The following is a 20,093-nucleotide window of genomic DNA, read 5'->3' on the forward strand; positions in this document are numbered from 1 at the left end:
AGTTTTTTTACATTTGATAAGCAGTATGATTAAAACTGCTTATTTTATACGCTTTCGTATAATAATCGATATTTGTATCCACCGTTTCTACTTTGACAACATCGTAGCACTCTTCTTGCTTTATTAAAAATAAATAGTACTCTTCTGTCGCCTCAACAATTGCAATTTTATCTGTTTCAACATTATATTGTTCACAAAGCGCTTGTAATGCGTTCACATAATCCCCTAGTTTTTTAGACTTATCCATACCGAATATAGTTTGAACTAGCATATACATTCTCCCCTTTGTATGTACTGTTAACAACTTAATGATAACGCTTACATTTATTAGCGTCAATAAAAAGATTTTGTACAAACTAATAACCAGTGGGGACCACCCCACTGGTTAAAATTTCACTTTATCATTTCGTCAATTGATGTCGAAACGCATAAATAACCGCCTGTGTCCGGTCACTTACATTTAGCTTATTTAATATATTGCTCACATGTGTCTTTACTGTTTTGAGGGCAATAAACAACTCGTCTGCAATCTCTTGATTACTTTTCCCCTCTGCAATTAATAACAAAATTTCAGACTCTCTTTCTGTTAACTCCTCATGCAAAGGTTGTTCTTTCTTCTGACGCATACGAGACATCATTTTACCAGTAACTTTCGGCTCTAATACCGTTTCTCCATCATAAGTAGCTCGTACAGCGTCTGCTATATCACTCGCTCTTGATGTTTTTAATAAATAACTTGTCGCTCCGGCCTCAATAACAGGATACAATTTCTCATCATCTAAAAAGCTCGTTACAACTACAATTTTTGCTTCTGGCCATTCTTGAATAATAGCACGTGTTGCTTCAACACCATCCATCTCATCCATGACAAGATCCATCAAAATAATATCCGGCCTTAATTGCAAAGCTAACTCTGAACCTTTTCTTCCATTTTCAGCTTCTCCAACTACTTCAATATCTGGCTGCGTTGATAAATATGCTGATACACCCATACGAACCATTTCATGATCATCCACTAGTAATACTTTAATCATGATTCTCCCCCTCTCTCAATCATAATCGGTACTTTTACTTCTATTTGTGTACCTTTATTTGGAAAACTAAGTACCTTTAATGTCCCACCAATTTCATGAACACGCTCTTGTATTGACCTTAATCCGTAAGAACCAGCCTTATTCACTCCTACTTTAAACCCTACACCATCATCAATAATTTTCAATATTGCATATTGATCAATTTTTCGAAGACGCACTTCCGTTTTCTTTGCCTTCGCATGACGTAAAGTGTTAGATAGCGCCTCTTGTACAATGCGGAATAAGTGATCTTCTACACCTTTTTTTAATTGAATCGGTTCAATTAACCATTCAATTTTCATATGTTGCTTTCTAGATAGTTCTGTTAATAATTCTTCTATTCCTTCTGTTAGTTTCTTACCTTCTAACTGTACTGGGCGTAAATGAAGAAGCAATGCTCTCATTTCTGACTGTGCATTTACAACCATATTTTCAACGAGCTGTAACTGCTTTTTCGTCGTTTCTGGAAATTCAGCTACTTGTTCATTAATAGCCGACATCATCATCGACATTGCAAAAAGCTGCTGACTTACAGAATCATGCAGCTCCCTCGCCAATCGATGCCTTTCTTGGGAAATCGCTTCTTGTCTCATCTCTTCATTCCAATGAGCTCGTTCATTCGTTACCTTTTGAAAGAGTCCAGCTTGCTCCTCTAATCGACGAGCCAGACCGATTACTTTTCGTTCCACTTCATGAAATTCATCATCTGCAGTAAACGAAACATCACTCGGAAAATTCCCTCGCTCTACTTCAAATAGAAACGTATTTAATCCTTGTATACGCTGCTCTATATAGTAACCGATTGCATATCCTACAATTCCCCCGATAAGTAAACTTGTAGTCATAATAAACAAGCCAATTGGAACAGAAGCGATGGATTCCTTCCATAATAAATCATATACTTGTTGCTCGCTTTTCCATACATATACAATTGTACAAATGAGTGCGATACTAACTGAGGACAACATAGAATAACGAATATACATCCACGAAATATTTTTTTGTTTCTTCATTATACTTTCCTCACTTCCGTATCGCCTACGACAAGCGAAGAAATAATTTTAATACGACGAGGAGCCTCTTTATACTGCTCTGTTCTAAATGTAACATTGCGGTTAAACCCTGTCTCCTCATGACCTGGCAAGAGCACACGTCCGACAATAACAGAATGATTTAAAGACAGTTCAATATCATATGGCACATATAAACGAATATTACCAACGACACCCCGAATAACAATTACTGTTTCTCCTTCTGGAATCATAGCAGTTGTTAAATCTATTTCCACATCACAAGCACCATATTGAACATTAATATCCTCAAGTTCATAAATATGATCCATCATTCGTACATTGCCTACAAACATATTTTTTAAATATGGTTCTGTACGATATATTTGCTTCGCTTCGTCTATAATCCCTTCTTCTTTAATTTCAACCTTCATTGCTTTTTGCTGATGCCCTTGTTGAATCAATTGATAACCAATTAAAGCTAAACAAGCAAATACGACAAGAACAAATGCTGCTGATGAAAATAAGAAGAATAAAAATACGATACCACCGACAAATAAAAATACATTTCCCCGTACATAACGATTCTTTTTACGATAATGCCTTCCAAACATAAGCATAATAAATGCAAAAATGAGACCACCTGGTTCAAAATGTCCAAGTATCATATCAAGAAAAAGACCGAATCCAAATATGATGAGGAGCATCCCCATTAATTGTGTCTTTGAAAAATGTTTCTTCATTTCAGCTCCCCCCTTCTTGTCACATATACATAGAAGAAAAGGCATTGCTTTCCAACACCTTTTCTCCTATCACTATATCATAAGCCTGTTTTATAATATACTACTATTATTTTGTTAACTCTTTCGTTAACGATACATCATTCTTTTCTTTCATTTCACGCTCAAGCTTTGCAATCTTCATATCAAATGTGTCACGTTCATGCTCCTCGTTCATACGAGTTTCTAAGTCGCGAATATGATCTTCAATTTCTTCAAAGCGTAAGAATGGATTATTTTCATCCATTTTATGCATCGCAGTATTCATACGACGATTTGCATGTGCCATATTTTCACGTGCCATTAATTCCATACGTTTTGCGTGCATTTCTTTTAATTTATTTTTCATTTCAGAAAGACGACGCTCTAGCTCATCAATTTGTTCTACAACACCTGCATACATTTCTTCTAATCGAGTTACTTGCCCTTCATAATAAGCTACTTCTTCTAATGCACGCTCATGTAGTTGTAATTCGCCTGCTTCTTGAGCGATGATCGCTTGCTTAGATCTTTTATTCACGAAATAACGTGCTTGCTCAAGCTCACGAGCAAAGTTAGATTTTAATGTTTTATGACGCTGAATTAACTTCTCAATTTTTGTTATTTCACGCTCACTATCACGTAAATATTGGTTTAACATAGCAATTGGGTTTTTTCTTTCTTTCTCATCTAACACATTATGAAAATCTGCTAAAATTGCATCGCGTACACGTCCGAATAAAGATTGTTTCATTATAATCTTCCTCTCTTCTACTTTATAAATTTGATTTGATTGATTTTATATTAGTTTTTCATTAACTTGTTCCACTCATCTTCAAAGTTACTATATGGTTTAGAACTTTCTGGAGCAGAATCAACAACTACATCTTTTTCTTTTTTCCACTCACGGTATCCGTAGTATAAAACTACTAATGCTGCAATACCGATTAATGCTGGGGAATGCGAAAGGGCGATGGACAAGCCGATCAAACCAACAATACCCCAAGCTAACTTTCCAAAAAATGATTGTGCTCGCACAAATGATTTATAGCTCCAATACACAACTCCTGCTCCGATTGCGAATCCTACAATACCAGCAAGACTACCAAGAGCAATTAAAGCTAAAATACCAGCCGCGATAAACGCTAGAAATTGTTTCATCTTGTGCTTGCCTCCCTTCGATTTGATACTCTTATCTTAACTATTTTTTCTTTTTTCCATAACGAGCTTAAGAACCGTTTTTAACTCAGACTTAAGACCGAGTTGCATTCAGCCTTTTGTAAAAACATACGGTAGCATAGGATCATTCACTCTTTTCCCGCACATAAAAAGCCGTACAGAGAACATTCTCTGTACGGCTTTCGTTACTTTTCATACACTTCATTTTCATTATGCTGTTTTATGATACTCTTTCTTTTCCGCTACTTTAGAAAACCTCGGAAAACCAATTAATATAGAAATGATTCCACATACTCCAACTAAGATTGGATAAAACGCATATGGTAACAGTTCAATTGGAGATAACGCCGCAAATCCTGCTGCTGTTAACATTTGCGCACCATACGGAATCAATCCTTGCACACAGCACGAGAAAAGATCTAATACACTCGCTGATTTACGAGGATCAATTTCATATTGATCTGCAATGTTTTTCGCAAGCGGACCTGTAAAGATAATAGAAATTGTATTATTCGCTGTACACATATTCGTCATGCCTACTAAACCAGCGATACCGAACTCTGCTCCTTTTTTTGAACGAATGTTACGCGTTAAAATATTCATTAAATATTGAATGCCACCATTATATTGAATCAATTCGACCATACCGCCAATTAAAATAGCAAGTAATACTAACTCCATCATACCGCCCATTCCAGTCGTTACACTTTTAAAGAAACTCTCTAACGTATAACTTCCATCTAAAAGACCGATAACCCCAGATAGTACAGTTCCACCGGTTAACACGATAAGTACATTCCAACCAAGTAGCGCTGTAATAAGTACTCCTGCATACGGTAAAATTTTTATCCAGTCAAAGCTATGCGTTTTAATCTGCGTATCGCTTCCTAAAGTAATGATTACTAATAGTACAATTGTAATAATAGCTGCTGGTAATACAATTAAAAAGTTCGTTTTAAACTTATCTTTCATTTCTGTTCCTTGTGAACGTACAGCTGCGATTGTTGTATCTGAAATAAATGATAAATTATCACCAAACATCGCTCCGCCAACAACAGTAGCCATCGTAAGTGCAATTGAGATATCAGTTTGCCCACTAATACCTACAGCAATTGGTGCTAATGCAGCAATTGTTCCCATTGAAGTTCCCATCGCTAATGAAATAAATGCTCCTATAACGAAAATGCCAGCTACGATAAATCCTTGTGGTAAAATTGATAAAGCTAAGTTAACTGTAGAATCAACGCCACCCATCCCTTTTGCTGTTTCAGAAAATGCTCCTGCCAGTACAAAAATCAGAACCATAATCATAATGTCTGGGTTCCCTGCACCTTTAGCAAATCGTTCCACTTTTACATGAAAACTTTCTTTACGATTCATTGCTAAAGCGACTCCTACAGCAATTGAAATTGCTACAAGTATCGGCAATTTATAGAAATCACCTGTAATAATTCCAGAACCAATAAATAGCGCCAAAAATATCCCAAGTGGTAATAATGCCAAACCATTTCCTCTCGTTTCTTTCAAAGTACCATCTCTCCCTAGTTTCAACCTTTTTCTAATGAATAACAAAAGACCTCTTCCAACGAGAAGAGGTCTTATACATCTATAAGAAACGCTCTTCTCATCTTTCAAGCATATGCTTGCTGGATTTGGCACAGCACTCTGAAATCGAGTCCGCTGCCGAGGCATCGTAGGGCCAGTCCCTCCGCCTCTCTTTATAAGAAGGTTTCATATTTATTTTTTAATAATAATTTCTTCCCTAACTTTACTCGCTTACAAAACAAAAGTCAATTATTTTTTGTATAGATTTTTTTGGTAATTATACAAAAATTTGAATACAATAATCATTTTAACTTTTCGATTTCTTCTTCCAATATTGAAATCCAATAAAATTCACTATTTTTTATTGCAGCTATGATCCATTTCGTAGTGTACCAAGCTAACTCATACTCTTCTTTTGTAACATCGCCACTTTTATAAGCATCCTCTAGCTCATCTTCATCGAGTACATACATTTTACCATTCGGTAATAACACTACATCTAAATATAAATCATCAAAATATGGTAAGCCACGGTCATCTATTTCATATTCTTTCGCCACATCGATATAATATTGCACTAATTTTTTCTGATCATCTAACATAGCTGTAATCGCAAAGTTTTTACCATCTATGAAATATTGAATCCACGTATACTGATTACCAGCAATACAAAGTTCCTTACCATCATATGCTTTAAAACTAGGTTCTCTCACCTTTTTTATTTCCAGTATTCCTAGCATTCCCTCTTCTATTTGCTTAACAGTATAATCCCTCTCTATTAGTCGCTTCCACGAAGAACCGTCACCATATTTACGTTTCATTTCGTCTGCTCCCCTTCTATATAGAAAAGCCCCCACATATTATGTGAGAGCTTGTTCAAATTATAATTAAGCTGCTTGCTTATTAGAAATTTCTTTCAAGTAGGCTTGTCCTTTTTCAGCGTCATACTGACCTTCCCACTTAGACATAACTACAGCTGCTAAAGAGTTACCTACAACGTTAACTGCTGTACGGGCCATATCTAAAATACGGTCAATACCAGCGATAAAGGCTAAACCTTCAGCTGGAATACCTACTGTACCAAGTGTCGCTAATAATACAACGAATGATACGCCAGGTACACCCGCAATACCTTTTGATGTAAGCATTAATACAAGTAATAATGTAATTTGTTGTGTAATAGATAAATCAATACCATACATTTGTGCTAAGAAAATAGCCGCAATTGCTTGATATAAAGTTGATCCATCTAAGTTAAATGAATAACCTGTCGGAATAACGAAAGATGTAATTGCTTTCGGACAACCAAACTTCTCCATTTTCTCCATGATTTTCGGTAAAACCGTTTCTGAACTTGCTGTAGAGTACGCTAAGATCAGTTCATCTTTTAAAATCTTAAAGAATTGGAAAATGTTAATTCCAAATATTTTCGCTGTAATTCCTAATACGACTACAACGAAGAAAATCATTGCTCCGTATACTACAATTAATAATTTCCCTAATGGAATTAATGAAGAAAGACCAAATGTAGAAACTGTAACTCCAATTAACGCAAATACACCAAATGGTGCAAATTTCATAACTTGGTTTGTTACGTAAAACATTGCATCAGCTACACCTTGGAAAAATTGAAGAACCGGTCTTCCTCTTTCACCAATTGCCGCTACACCTAAACCAAATAATACAGAGAAGAAGATAATAGCAAGCATATCTCCGTCAGCTAATGACTTTACAATGTTTGTTGGAACAATATTTACAAATGTATCTGCAAATGAGTGACTTTGTACTTGCTCTGTCGTATGTGTATATTTCGAAATATCTGTCTTTGTTAACTGCTCCATATTTACGCCTTTTCCTGGTTGGAAAATATTCGCAATTAATAGACCGACAATAATTGCAATTGTTGTAATAATTTCAAAGTAAATAATTGTTTTTCCGCCTAGTCGACCTAATTTTTTAACATCGCCAACACCAGCAACCCCAACAACAATACTCGCTACAACAATCGGTACAACGATCATTTTAATTAATCGGATAAAAATATCACCAATTGGTTGTAAATAGCTCACCACTGCCGGATTGCCAAAGAAAATCGCCCCAACTGCAATACCTAGTGTAAGACCAATTAATATTTGCCATGCAAGTCCTATTCTTTTCATATTTGTTGTAACCCCCTCTTCGATGTGTCACTCTATCTCTCATTCTATCTATCTCTATAAAACTTGAAATTAAGAGTATTACATATTATTCGACAATTCACTACATTTTGTCCCTGTTAAAAATCATAAATCAAAATTTAAAATCTGACAACAAAATAACTTTGCCCGAACACAAATAATTTTCTTGACAAAAATAAAACCCATGTCAGAAAACCTAACATGAGAACGATTCCTTACCAGTGTTTTATTGAATATATAACTAATATTTCACTACATAAAACAAATTCACTTTTCCCTTTATTTTACAAGGAAACTCTAAAAACAAACCTTTGTTACACAAATATCAAAAATGAATCTACAGTGAAATTTATCGTTGAAAAATGATAAATTCCGACAAAACTTAGTAATTTTATAAAATTTTCTTTACATTATGGTTACAACGATAGACACTCTTCTTCTTATGATATATAACATTCATAGGGAAAGGAGCCAGACAACCATGAAAAAGAAATTTGTAGCGTTCAGCGTTTTAGCAGCAGGAACGATTTTTGCTTCCCCGTTACTTTCACCCGCATACGCTGAAACGAATCAAGATAAATTATCTAATATTCAATCTGAATTAGAAGGAAAACAAAATGACTTACAAAATAAATCAGCCGAGAAAGAACAAATAGAAAAAGAAATTCAAGAATTACAAAAGAAAATCGACGATTTAACTACTTCTATTAATAAAAACGAAGCTGAATTAAACGATACAAAAAAAGAAATTAGTAAAACACAACAAGTAATTACTGAAAAAAAGAAACATATAGAGCAATTACAAACAAACATAGATACACGTCAGGAAGTTATTAAGCAACGACTGCAATCTATGCAAGAAAAACCTCGCACAAATATCATTACGGAAGTATTAACAAATTCTGCAAACATTGCTGATCTTGTTGATACTATGTACTCTGTCAGTTTAATTTTAAACAACGATACTGATATTGTGAAAAAACAAACAACTGACCAAGATGCTGTGACGAAAGAAAAAGAGGCTGTTGAGAAAAAAGAGCAACAACTGAAAGAATCCGAGCAAAAATTAGAACAAAAACAACAAGAATTACAAAATAACCAACAACAGCAACAAACTCTTATTAGCGATTTACATACGAAAGTGGCAAAAGTAGATTCAGAGATTGAAGGATTAGAAGAATCTAAAGGCATTTTAGAAAATCAGCGTCAAGCTGTTCAAAAGGCAATTGAAGAAGAAAAACGCGCAGAAGAAGCTCGTAAAGCTGAGGAAGCTCGCAAGGCGGAAGAAGCTCGTAAACAAGCTGCTACATCTGCTCAAACAGCTCAAGCGGCCCCAACACCACACGATACAAACATCGGAGGATTTATTAAACCAGCAGCTGGATCAAAAACTTCTGGTTTTGGCGTGCGCTCTATTGATAACCATAAAGGAATCGATATCGCTGCTTCAGGAACTGTTCCAATTATTGCCGCTGCAGATGGCGTTGTTATTCGCTCAGAATTATCATCTAGTTACGGAAATGTTGTGTACTTATCTCACCGTATTAACGGAAAAACATATACAACAGTATATGCTCATATGAGTAGCCGTTCTGTATCGAATGGACAAACTGTAAAACAAGGAACTCAGCTTGGATTTATGGGGAATACCGGCCAATCATACGGACAGCATTTACACTTTGAACTTCATCTTGGAGAATGGAATGTCGGTAAGACAAACGCAGTTGATCCATCTCCTTATATCGGATTATAAAAAAACTCGGTGCATACCGAGTTTTTTTATTTCCCCTTCACACACTATAGGCATTCCACATAGACTACAACTAAATGCCTATAGTTTACGGGGTGAATTATATGAATACACAATTACAACAAGAAATACAAGAAGCTAGAGAAACTTTTATTGGCCGGATATTTACATTTGGCGGCTCAGTTTTATTTTTAATCGGATCATTCCTCGCAGTCGTCACAGCCTATAAAGCATATAATCGTTTATTAAATACACCTACAACATAATAAAAAGACGGAGATTTCTCCGTCTTTTTATTATGCAAACATTTTAAATACGCCTATCACATTTAAAAATACAATAATTACAGTTACTGGAATAACATAACGAAGTAAGAAGAACCAAATATTAAATAATGTTTTCCCTTTCGTTTCCGTAACTTCTAATTCTTTCATTAACATTTCTTTACTCATTTTATTTGGTACAAATAACGAAATAGCTAGTACCCCTAACGGCAGCAATACGTTACTTACTGAGAAGTCGACTAAGTCAAAGAATGTTTTCCCAAATATTTTCACATCACTCATAATTCCAAACGATAGAGCTGACGGAATTCCAACTGCAAAAATAAGAATACCAATTAATAACGATGCTGACGGACGCTTTTTCTCGTTATCTTTCGCAACAGATGCTACTACAATTTCAAGCATGGAAATCGCAGATGTTAACGTTGCAAAGAAGAATAACACCAAAAACATAATGAAGAAAAATTGTCCAAATGGTATTTTCGCAAATACTGCTGGAAGGACGATAAATAGTAACCCCGGTCCTTCAGTCGGCTTAACACCTAATGCGAAAATCGCTGGAAAAATCGCTAATCCTGCAAGTACTGTAATAAAAACAGTTAAACTTACAATAGATGTTGCTGATTTCGCTAAATGTTCTTCTTTCTTCAAATAGGAACTATACGTGACCATTACTGAGGCCCCAACTGTTAGCGAGAAGAATGATTGTCCCATCGCGTATAAAATCGTATCTGCTGTCAGTTTTGAAAAATCTGGTTTTAAGAAGAACTCTACCCCAGCAAAAGCACCATCCAGTGTTAACGCACGAACAATAATTGCAATAAACAAAATAAATAATAGCGGCATCATATACTTACTTGCTTTTTCTATCCCTTTCTCTACACCTTTACTTACAACAAAAATCGTACAAAGCATAAAGACAAATTGCGCTCCAATCGCGCTTACTGGATTTGAAATCGTCTCACCGAATAATTGCCCATAATCAGTCACTCCATTCCAGAAGCTTCCTGTCACACTATAGTATAAGTAAAGTAAAATCCATCCACCTACAACACTATAAAAAGATAGTACACTAAAACAAGTAACAACTCCCATGCGACCAATCCAAGGATATACCTTGCTATTTGGCACTAATACTTTATACGCTGTAACTGCCTCTTTTTGCGTACTACGCCCAATAACAAATTCAGCTAAAAGGAGTGGCATACCTATAAATAAAGTTAATAGTAAAAATACAAGGAAGAATGCGCCTCCCCCGCCATTACCTGCAACATATGGAAATTTCCATATTGCACCAAGACCTACTGCGGCTCCGGCTGCTGCGAGTACAAAGCCTATTTTCGACGTCCATTGCTGTGTTTCTTTCATCATAAATTCTCCTTTTCTGAATATTTAAACTTTTGTTAATTATACACTTTCATTTCATACTCGCACACCTCCTTTAGAAAATAAAAAAGTCCCCTACACGCAAATATGCATGTAGAGGACGATATATGTAATGTTAATACCGTGGTACCACCTCAATTGGATTGATAAATCCCACTTGTTCAAGTACAGGAAAAACTCCGATACTCTATCCTTTTAACGGCGGAACCCGGGTTGCCTACTACAATGTTCAACATACCTCTCGCAAGCCCATTCTGTATATTTTATCGTACCGGGCTCACACCTTACCCCAGCTCTCTGAACGTATCAAATATACATACTCTTCTTGCTCATCGATTTCATCTATTGAAGTTACTTGTGATTATAAATTATATTCTTATAGTTGTAAAGTACAATTTATTTATTATCCTATATGAACTCTTCTCTCTAATTCTTGTAAAAACAATTCTCTTTTTTGTTCATTTTGAACATATATCGACTTCAATACCTCTTGCAACAATATATTTCTCTCTCTTTTCTCTATTTGTAATTCTTTCACCTTTATTCTAACTTCGTATAAAAAATCAAGATACGATTCATACGTCTCATCATATTTATTTGCGATATCATCTCGAATTTTTTTTGCAAGTTTCGGACTCGCTCCTCCAGTAGAAACAGCTATATTAAGTAGCCCACGATGAAACGCCGCCGGAAAATGAACATTTCCACTTTTCGGATTCGTAATAACATTTACCAGCTGATTTTCTGCCGTATCTTCAGCAACCTTTTCATTCAATACGGCATCACTACTCGCTGCTACAACTAAAAAAGCACCATTAATATCACTTTTTTCATACTCCCTTTGATACCAACGAATTTTCTTTTCTTCTACAAGTTTCACTAAATTTGCATCCAATTCAGGACTTACCACAACTATATCTGCACCTTGTTTGAGTAAAGGAATAATTTTGAATCCCGCGACTTTCCCTCCACCAATGACAACAACACGTTTCTTCTCAACTCGCACTGTAAGTGGATACATATTGATCTCCCTTCAATAATTTCTTCGTTTTCTGAATTAACATATACTGAAACGCTCCATTCTTCCCTAAATATGGACTTATTTTTATCTCATCTAGCTCATATTGGCGTACTTCTTTTTCAATATGCTTCATAAGCAAACCTGTAAATAACAAGTAAGGCAGTACAACGATATTCTTTTCTTTTCGTTCTACAACTTCCTTTAACTTCTCCTCAAATTTTGGCTCTGCAGCTGCTAAATAACAAACTTCTACTTTCTTAATCTTCTCTTCCATTTGAAATAAAGAAGCAATCCAGTTTATATCTCTTAATACTTCAGGATCGCTACTCCCTCTTGCAACGAGAAGCAACGTCACTTCATTCTTATCTTCCTGTTCAATACCACTTCCGCTATACACCGATTTAACAAGTGTTTCTGATACACCAAACGGATTACCATAGGTCACTTTAACATTCAAAAATTGATTAGTTAACTTTTCCAATTCAAACGGGATATCTTTCTTCACATGACCTGCCGCTAATAAAAAAACGGGAATAACAATAATCTCTGTAGCACCACGCTTCACACATGTACGGAACCCTTCATCAATAGTTGGACTCGCTAACTCTAAAAAACAAATTTCTTGAATACTTGCCTCTACATGGTTCATACATGAAGTAATAAATGCAACCGCTTCTTCTTTCGCTGCTTTCAAGCGACTTCCATGACATATATATAAGATGGCTTTCATTTTATAACACTCCACTTACTTGATACGTACTTTCTGTCTGTTTCTCAAACCAATGGATTTTTTCTCTAAAACGGACGACTTCTCCAATTACAATCATGCTCGGATTTTGAATTTGTTCTTTTTTCGCAACATCTACAATTGTTCCTAACGTCCCAACAACTGTGCGCTGCATAGATGTCGTTCCCCGCTCAATAATAGCAGCAGGCGTACTTTTATCTTTTCCATGCTTTATCAGTTGCTCACATATGTAGGGTAAATTGCTAACCCCCATATATACAGCTAACGTCTCTACACCTTTCGCTAAATTTCCCCACTTCACTTCCTCTTCAGCATCTTCTTTTCTATGCCCTGTCACAATAGCAAAACTTGCACTTGCATCACGATGTGTCACTGGAATACCAGCATAAGCAGGAGCAGCTATTCCAGCTGAAATACCAGGAACGATTTCAAACGGTACACCTTGCTTTGCTAACGCTTCAGCTTCTTCTCCTCCTCTACCAAATACTAATGGATCCCCACCTTTTAGCCTCGTTACAACTTTTCCTTTTTTCGCATATTTAATAAGAAACGTGTTAATTGTCTCTTGCTTCATCGTGTGATAATTTGGTAGTTTTCCGCAATAAATTAAATCCGCTTCAGGCTTTGCATAAGAAAGCAATTCTTTATTCACGAGACGGTCGTATAAAATAACATCTGCTTTCTCAATGCATTTCAATCCTTTTACAGTAATTAAATCTGGATCACCAGGGCCCGCTCCAACGATATATACTTTTCCCATCATCTCTCCTCATTTCTACTATTAAAGTGAAACTTCCATCCTTATATAGGAATGGAAGTTTTCATTTCTTCATATTTCAATGTTCCTTACTCATGAATAACAAAGGCTGCGCTTTTTCGAATCTTCTTTTTTTCAAATAAAGCAATCTCCTTTACTTCTGGTAACGGTAAAAAATGTTTTTCAAGCTCAATCTCCGCCATCTTAAATGCCTGTTCTTCACTTTCAGCAACAACAACAATCGGAACAATGCTATTCACTAATACCGCTTCAAATCGATATAAATCCATATTGCCCCTCCTAAGACGCTATTACTTCTTCTAACACGTTATTTAACACTGTTTGTAATGTCTCTACACCAACACGGCCTACAAAATCATAAAACATTTCAGCTGGTAATTTATTTTCTTTGAAATAACTTATAAATGATGCGAGTACATCAGGTAGATCCTCGCCATCTATTTTTCCTTTTAACTTTTGATTATAAGCACCACCATCTAACAACGTTCCACCTACATATATTTCAAATGCTTCAACAATTCCTTTTTCCTTCGTTTTCATTTTTACACCTTGTAATCCAATGTCAGCAATTTGACGTTGACCACATGAATTCGGGCATCCTACCATATGAATACGAACCGGAACATCGAGTGCAATTTGTGTATCTAAGTATTCGGCAATTTTTCGTAATCTTTCTTTCGTTTCTACTAATGCAAGATTGCAATATTCAATACCAGTACAAGAAACCGCGTGACCAATAAACGATTTCGGATTTGCTGATATCGCTTCAAACAACGGCTCATTTAGCAAGCCAGTTACATTTTCTGGCGGAACATTCGGAATAATGAAGTTTTGTGAATTACATGTACGAATTTGTCCATTTCCATATTGTTTAGCAATTCTTGCAATCTCAAACATTTCTTCTGCATGTAGGCGTCCTACTGGCACATTAAAACCTACATATTTTAGTCCATCTTGTTTTTGGTCTTGGACACCATAAAAGTATCCCGCATTCCAGCCTTTAAGAGCACTTTCTCCTTTACTTTGTAATGGTCCTGTATATTCTATTAGTTTCTCTTTAAACTTCTCTGCTCCCCAGTCTGCAACAAGAAATTTCAAACGAGCTAAATGACGTTTTTCACGATATCCAAAATCACGGAATATCGTAGCAATCGCAATTGCTACCGCCTTCACTTCTTCTGGTAAAACGAATACATCTAATTCATCAGCTAAATACGGACGGGCTGATAACCCACCGCCTACTTTTATATGAAAACCAACTTTTTTCTCACCATCTATTTCTTTCGTTGCAGGTGTAAATGCAACACAGTTAATCTCTGCGTTTGCTGAATTATAAATGTTAGAACTAATAGACATTTTAAATTTACGCGGTAAGTTAGAAAACTCTTCATTATGTTGGAAATAATCATATACCTCTTTTACAATGCCAGTTGTATCAAATAGTTCATTTGCATCAATACCAGCAAGTGGATTCCCCGTAATATTACGCGTTATATCACCACACGCCCCAGCTGAAGATAACCCAACCCTTGCTAATCTTTTAAAAATATCTGGAATTTGATGAATTTCTAACCAATGAAACTGAATTGCCTGTCTTGTCGTAATATCTATTACGTCACGCCCATAATCCTCAGCGATAGAAGCAAGCACTTCTGCCTGTGCATTCGTAATAATGCCAGAAGGAATATTTACACGCATCATAAAATAACCAGCTTCTTTCGGTCTTTGTAAATACAACCCTGCCCATTTGAATGCGTCCCACTCTTCTTTCGGAATAGATTCGAAGCCATTCTCTGCATAGTAAGGAATATCATTAAAGATTTCCAATCCATCTTTTTTTAATTTATTTTTCTCAGTTTGATTTAATTTTTCATTGTTAGCCCATACTTTTTCATAACTCATTTTTTATCCCCCTATATAAAACTACGCTCTTGTAAGTACTTCACGATTTGTTCTGCACATTCTTCAATAGAATACTTGTGCGTTTCTACAATTAATTCCGCTTTCTCTGGTTCCTCATACGGTGAATCGATACCTGTAAAGTCTTTAATATCACCTTTTCTTGCTTTTTTATAAAGTCCTTTCGGATCACGTTTCTCACACTCTTCAATTGGACATTTTACAAACACTTCTATAAATTCATCTGCAGCTAATAGATCTCTAACTTGTTTTCGGTCTACTCGAAACGGTGAAATAAACGCTGTAAGAACAACAGTCCCTTGATCTACAAATAGCTTCGCTACTTCGCCAATTCGTCTTATATTTTCCATACGATCACTTTCAGAGAAACCTAAATCTTTATTTAAACCGTGACGTATATTATCTCCATCAAGTACATAGTTTCCAATATTCTTTTCAAATAGTTTACGAGCAACCGCGTTCGCTACTGTAGATTTACCCGAAGCTGATAAACCAGTAAACCAAATGACAAAACTATGATGCCCATTCTTCACTCTTCTCTCATCTTTTGAAACAGAAGCTGTATGCCAAGTAATATTCGTATCCATCTCATTCTCTCCCTATTCTGTTACTACTTCTTTTTTCAATCCTTTAATTAGTACCTCTACTACCTCTTTACGACTAAATGTACTTGGTGGAACCTCACCGTTTCTTAATAGCTCTCTTACTTTCGTACCAGATAAGATGACATGATCCTCTTTTCCATGCGGGCATGTTTTCGTTGAAGCCATCGCTTCACATTTCGTGCAGTAAAAACTATGCTCAAAAAATAACGGTGTAATCCCTAACTCTTCCACTGTAAAGTTTGTAAAAATCTCTTGCGCTTCATAAGTACCGTAATAATCTCCTACTCCTGCATGATCGCGCCCTACAATAAAGTGGGTGCATCCAAAATTCTTTCTGACTAATGCATGGAATATCGCTTCCCTCGGTCCTGCGTAACGCATTGCTGCAGGAAATACACTTAAAAAGACACGATCTTTCGGATAATAGTTTTGAAGTAATACTTCATAACTTTCCATTCTTACATCAGCAGGAATATCGTCCGACTTCGTTTCCCCAACGAGCGGATTTAAAAAGAGACCATCTACAATTTCAAGAGCAGATTTTTGAATATATTCATGAGCACGATGTACCGGATTTCTCGTCTGGAATCCAACTACTGTTTTCCAACCACGTTTTTTAAATTCCTCTCTCGTTTCAATTGGATCTAAATGATAAGAAGGAAACGGATTATTTTCAAAACGTTTCGTCAGAACAATAGCTCCTCCGACGTAAACGTTCGGTCTTTCGTATAATTTTTTCACTCCAGGATGAGTCTCATCCGTCGTTTTATACACTAGTAACGCTTCTTTTTCCTTATCAGGCACAAAAATATCTTCTATTTGAATGACACCATATACATTTTCACCGTTAACAAGTTTTACTTCCTCTCCAACTTTTAGCGTCTCTGCTACCTCTTCTGTTACTGGTAATGTAATGGGTATACTCCAAACACTTCCATTACCTAAACGAAGCGTTTCTACAACCGAATCATAATCTTTCTTTCCTAAAAAACCAGTAAGCGGGCTATATCCCCCTGTCGCTAATAGTTCTAAATCACTTAACGCAATGTTATCTAGCCCAATTTCTTTTTCAATTTGTGATACATCGTATGTCTCGTCTATTCGATTTATTAACTCGTTTCTTGTACTCATTTTCTATACCCTCTCTTAGCTTTATTTTCAAATTCACCTTATTGGTAATGAAGACCACACTCAGTTTTTACTTTCCCGGCCCATCTACCATCTCTCGAATCGCCACCCTCTCCTACAGGTAACGTACATTTCTCACACCCAATACTTGGATATCCAATGTCATGTAATGGGTTATACGGCAAACTATGTTTGTATACATATCGCCATACCTCTTTCCACGTCCAATGAATGAGCGGACAAACTTTAATAGATCGAAAGCGATGATCTTGATTTATAAACTTTGTATGCTTACGGGTTTCTGATTGTTCCCTCCTCAGTCCCGATATCCACGCTTTTTCATTCGCTAATGATTCTTCTAAAGGCAAAATTTTTCTAATCTTACAACAGAGATTAGGATTGCTTTCCCATAGCTTGTCACCATGCAATCCGGCTTGTTCATCAAGTGTAAGTTCTGGCTGTTTTTCTATAATATTTAATGAAGGAAATCGTTCCCGCACTTTTTGAATTAATTCATACGTTTCTTGAAAATGTACGTTAGTATCTAAAAATACAACTTTAGCAGATGGATTTACTTGGTTAATAAGGTGCAGCAGTACCATCCCTTCCACTCCAAAGCTACATGCGTATACAATTTCACTTTTATATTCTTTATAAGCCCAACTTAATACAGATAACGCGCCTTTCGTTTCATCTTCTTCTGAAAATGAAACATCATTTTCTTCCCACGTTTCATACGTCAACATGTTTTTTCCCCCTGTAAAAGCAAAAAGACGGTTTTAACCTAATGAAATAGGTTAAAACCGCCTCTAGTTTTTCTAGTCAGCGCTTTTTACTTTAAACGTACTTTTTCACTTTTCTCTAGTTGAATGACTTTTCCATCTTGCACAACAATTGTAATTGAACCATATTTCATATCAGCAAGCATCGCTTCAATTTTCTCAGATACTTCCTCAAAATGTTCCCGTACGCTCACGCGAACAGCCCCCCTTTTTATTCATAAAAAAAATCTTTCCCATTTCGAAAAGACTGTTCGGTAATATATTTTACCTTATCTTTCAAAATGGATTCCATTTTGCTGGATTTAGCACCTTGCTTTCTATAAGCAGGTTGCCGAGCTTCGCCGGGCCAGTTCCCTCCGCTTCTCTTGATAAGCTTTGTATTTGTATTTTATCACAATTCTGATTTTTTTCAATCCTAGTTTTCCGATATATTTTAATTATTTTATTTTATAAAAAAGGAATTGCCCATCCGAACAACTCCTTTTTCCTCATTTAAACAAGTTCTTTTATACGTATGCGATCGTTCCCAATAATATTTTCATATGTTTCGCGCTCTACAACAATTTGTGATGTACCACCTTTCGCGAAAACGACAGCTGGTCTACGAATCCGATTATAATTATTCGCCATCGAGTACCCGTATGCCCCTGTACAAGAAATTGCTAGTAAATCCGCAGAAGCAACTTTCGGTAGATTAATATCCCAAATTAACATATCTCCACTCTCGCAGCATTTCCCTGCAATCGAAACAACTTCCTCGTTCTCATCATTCCCTCGATTCGCTAACATCGCTTCATAACGAGCGTTATATAAAGCAGGTCTTAAGTTATCAGTCATCCCACCATCCACTGATACATATTTCCGAATACCAGGAATGTCTTTCACAGATCCGACTGTATAAAGTGTCGTTCCGGCATCACCTACAATACTACGGCCTGGTTCAACCCATATTTCTGGCAATGGATAATTACATAACGTAAATTGTTCTCTCACCGCACTTGTTACAGCTCGCACATACGTCTCAAGAGTTAATGGTGTATCGGACTCTGTGTAGCGTATTCCGAATCCTCCCCCTACATTTAGCACTTTTACTACATAATTTGTTCGCTCTCTCACTTTTTCTAAAAATTGATGAAGAACTTCAATCGCTCGTACAAAGCCGGCTGTTTCAAATATTTGTGATCCGATATGTGAATGAATTCCTAACACGTTATAATTTGATTTTTGTAAAGCAAGCTCAATTGCTTGCATCGCTTGACCATTTGACACGCCAAATCCAAATTTTGAATCATCTTGACCTGTTGTAATATATTCATGTGTGTGCGCCTCTACTCCGGGCGTTACACGAATTAATATGTTCACAAATTTCCCATGTTGCACTGCTAAATCATGCAAAATTTCTAATTCTAAGAAGTTATCTACGACAAAACAACCAATATTCGCCTGAAGAGCCATCACAATTTCTTCATCTGTTTTGTTATTGCCATGAAAATGAATGCGCGATGCCGGAAATCCTGCTTGTAGTGCAGTATATAATTCTCCTCCAGAAACAACATCTAATGACATATTCTCTTCACGAGCTACTCGGCACATCTCCATGCACAAGAACGCCTTGCTTGCATATGCTACTTGATAAGAGAACCCACTTTCTTTAAAAGCACGATGAAACGCGCGGCACTTTCCTCGAATTGACTCTTCATCGTATACATAAAGTGGTGTTCCGTATTGTTTTGCTAGCTGCGTCGTATCGCACCCTCCAATTTCTAAGTGTCCTTGCCCATTGATTCGGCTTGTGCCGTGTAAATACATTTGAATTCCTCCCTTATTTCCTCTAAAACTCATAACCCCAATCTTCTATTCATTGCAGCACGCTTTTAGATAGACAAAAAACGCGCGGAACAATGTTCACACGCGTTTCTTATTAGGAAAAATATATATTGAAAAAATAA

At 36.2% G+C, this 20,093-nt stretch carries 22 protein-coding genes, 2 riboswitches and 1 other annotated feature; of the genes, 2 read left to right on the forward strand and 20 right to left on the reverse strand.

Going from position 1 to position 20,093, the window contains the following annotated elements:
• Nucleotides 1-7 precede the first annotated feature (7 nt).
• From ACTFRS_RS17035 to gltP, 9 genes are all read right to left on the reverse strand, one after another.
• Nucleotides 8-346, reverse strand: coding sequence for a DUF3922 domain-containing protein (locus ACTFRS_RS17035; protein WP_396022960.1), 339 nt, complete (start codon nt 344-346; stop codon nt 8-10).
• A 55-nt stretch (nt 347-401) separates the two neighbouring features.
• Nucleotides 402-1,034: a response regulator gene (locus tag ACTFRS_RS17040; protein WP_000598709.1), complete on the reverse strand. Its 633-nt coding sequence runs from the start codon at nt 1,032-1,034 to the stop codon at nt 402-404.
• Nucleotides 1,031-2,086: a sensor histidine kinase gene (locus ACTFRS_RS17045; RefSeq protein WP_000744320.1), complete on the reverse strand. Its 1,056-nt coding sequence runs from the start codon at nt 2,084-2,086 to the stop codon at nt 1,031-1,033. The genes ACTFRS_RS17040 and ACTFRS_RS17045 overlap by 4 nt, the downstream gene beginning before the upstream one ends.
• Nucleotides 2,086-2,826 (reverse strand): cell wall-active antibiotics response protein LiaF, encoded by a 741-nt coding sequence (gene liaF / locus ACTFRS_RS17050; RefSeq protein ID WP_049111551.1) that lies wholly within the window; start codon nt 2,824-2,826, stop codon nt 2,086-2,088. The genes ACTFRS_RS17045 and liaF overlap by 1 nt, the downstream gene beginning before the upstream one ends.
• A gap of 106 nt (nt 2,827-2,932) precedes the next feature.
• Nucleotides 2,933-3,595: a PspA/IM30 family protein gene (locus tag ACTFRS_RS17055; protein WP_000814138.1), complete on the reverse strand. Its 663-nt coding sequence runs from the start codon at nt 3,593-3,595 to the stop codon at nt 2,933-2,935.
• Nucleotides 3,596-3,645: 50 nt separating this feature from the next.
• Nucleotides 3,646-4,002: a lmo0954 family membrane protein gene (locus tag ACTFRS_RS17060; RefSeq protein ID WP_000808648.1), complete on the reverse strand. Its 357-nt coding sequence runs from the start codon at nt 4,000-4,002 to the stop codon at nt 3,646-3,648.
• A 228-nt stretch (nt 4,003-4,230) separates the two neighbouring features.
• A complete protein-coding gene (locus ACTFRS_RS17065; protein ID WP_000665478.1) occupies nt 4,231-5,547 on the reverse strand; it encodes a Na+/H+ antiporter NhaC family protein in 1,317 nt (438 codons plus the stop codon).
• Between the two features lie 94 nt (nt 5,548-5,641).
• A riboswitch (SAM riboswitch) is annotated at nt 5,642-5,747 on the reverse strand.
• 120 nt (nt 5,748-5,867) lie between these two features.
• Complete coding sequence (locus tag ACTFRS_RS17070; RefSeq protein ID WP_049111552.1) at nt 5,868-6,386, reverse strand: DUF402 domain-containing protein; 519 nt, start codon at nt 6,384-6,386, stop codon at nt 5,868-5,870.
• Between the two features lie 66 nt (nt 6,387-6,452).
• Nucleotides 6,453-7,724 carry a glutamate/aspartate:proton symporter GltP gene (gene gltP, locus ACTFRS_RS17075; protein WP_000821146.1) on the reverse strand — a complete coding sequence of 424 codons (1,272 nt, stop codon included), beginning with the start codon at nt 7,722-7,724 and terminating at the stop codon, nt 6,453-6,455.
• 499 nt (nt 7,725-8,223) lie between these two features.
• On the opposite strand from gltP, the gene ACTFRS_RS17080 reads away from it, so the two are divergent.
• Both ACTFRS_RS17080 and ACTFRS_RS17085 read left to right on the forward strand, forming a co-directional pair.
• A complete protein-coding gene (locus ACTFRS_RS17080) occupies nt 8,224-9,495 on the forward strand; it encodes a murein hydrolase activator EnvC family protein (RefSeq protein WP_440023599.1) in 1,272 nt (423 codons plus the stop codon).
• A gap of 101 nt (nt 9,496-9,596) precedes the next feature.
• Nucleotides 9,597-9,758 (forward strand): hypothetical protein, encoded by a 162-nt coding sequence (locus ACTFRS_RS17085; protein WP_001095994.1) that lies wholly within the window; start codon nt 9,597-9,599, stop codon nt 9,756-9,758.
• A 30-nt stretch (nt 9,759-9,788) separates the two neighbouring features.
• On the opposite strand, the gene ACTFRS_RS17090 is transcribed toward ACTFRS_RS17085, so the two are convergent.
• From ACTFRS_RS17090 to lysA, 11 genes are all read right to left on the reverse strand, one after another.
• Nucleotides 9,789-11,144: a sodium-dependent transporter gene (locus ACTFRS_RS17090; protein ID WP_016716991.1), complete on the reverse strand. Its 1,356-nt coding sequence runs from the start codon at nt 11,142-11,144 to the stop codon at nt 9,789-9,791.
• A gap of 111 nt (nt 11,145-11,255) precedes the next feature.
• Nucleotides 11,256-11,504, reverse strand: a binding site (T-box leader).
• 61 nt (nt 11,505-11,565) lie between these two features.
• Nucleotides 11,566-12,183, reverse strand: coding sequence for an NAD(P)-binding protein (locus tag ACTFRS_RS17095; RefSeq protein ID WP_229135351.1), 618 nt, complete (start codon nt 12,181-12,183; stop codon nt 11,566-11,568).
• Nucleotides 12,158-12,913, reverse strand: a complete 756-nt coding sequence (locus ACTFRS_RS17100) for a sirohydrochlorin chelatase (protein ID WP_440023596.1) — start codon at nt 12,911-12,913, stop codon at nt 12,158-12,160. Before ACTFRS_RS17100 ends, ACTFRS_RS17095 begins: the two co-directional genes overlap by 26 nt.
• A 1-nt stretch (nt 12,914) precedes the next feature.
• Entirely contained in the window at nt 12,915-13,691 is a 777-nt protein-coding gene (gene cobA / locus ACTFRS_RS17105) for a uroporphyrinogen-III C-methyltransferase (protein WP_440023594.1), read from the reverse strand.
• A gap of 86 nt (nt 13,692-13,777) precedes the next feature.
• A complete protein-coding gene (locus tag ACTFRS_RS17110; protein ID WP_000366912.1) occupies nt 13,778-13,978 on the reverse strand; it encodes a DUF3906 family protein in 201 nt (66 codons plus the stop codon).
• A gap of 10 nt (nt 13,979-13,988) precedes the next feature.
• A complete protein-coding gene (locus tag ACTFRS_RS17115; RefSeq protein WP_440023592.1) occupies nt 13,989-15,611 on the reverse strand; it encodes a nitrite/sulfite reductase in 1,623 nt (540 codons plus the stop codon).
• A gap of 11 nt (nt 15,612-15,622) precedes the next feature.
• Nucleotides 15,623-16,216 carry an adenylyl-sulfate kinase gene (gene cysC / locus ACTFRS_RS17120; protein WP_139869707.1) on the reverse strand — a complete coding sequence of 198 codons (594 nt, stop codon included), beginning with the start codon at nt 16,214-16,216 and terminating at the stop codon, nt 15,623-15,625.
• A gap of 12 nt (nt 16,217-16,228) precedes the next feature.
• Nucleotides 16,229-17,365 carry a sulfate adenylyltransferase gene (gene sat / locus ACTFRS_RS17125; RefSeq protein ID WP_242293977.1) on the reverse strand — a complete coding sequence of 379 codons (1,137 nt, stop codon included), beginning with the start codon at nt 17,363-17,365 and terminating at the stop codon, nt 16,229-16,231.
• A 38-nt stretch (nt 17,366-17,403) separates the two neighbouring features.
• On the reverse strand, nt 17,404-18,108 hold the full coding sequence (gene cysH, locus ACTFRS_RS17130; RefSeq protein ID WP_139869709.1) for a phosphoadenylyl-sulfate reductase: 705 nt from the start codon (nt 18,106-18,108) through the stop codon (nt 17,404-17,406).
• Nucleotides 18,109-18,194: 86 nt separating this feature from the next.
• On the reverse strand, nt 18,195-18,338 hold the full coding sequence (locus ACTFRS_RS17135; protein WP_000116161.1) for a YezD family protein: 144 nt from the start codon (nt 18,336-18,338) through the stop codon (nt 18,195-18,197).
• Between the two features lie 72 nt (nt 18,339-18,410).
• Nucleotides 18,411-18,519: riboswitch (SAM riboswitch) on the reverse strand.
• 117 nt (nt 18,520-18,636) lie between these two features.
• On the reverse strand, nt 18,637-19,953 hold the full coding sequence (gene lysA, locus ACTFRS_RS17140) for a diaminopimelate decarboxylase (RefSeq protein WP_139869710.1): 1,317 nt from the start codon (nt 19,951-19,953) through the stop codon (nt 18,637-18,639).
• Nucleotides 19,954-20,093: the final 140 nt, after the last annotated feature.

It is taken from the genome of Bacillus cereus group sp. MYBK139-1 (genome assembly GCF_051916915.1).
Lineage (GTDB): Bacteria > Bacillota > Bacilli > Bacillales > Bacillaceae_G > Bacillus_A > Bacillus_A pacificus.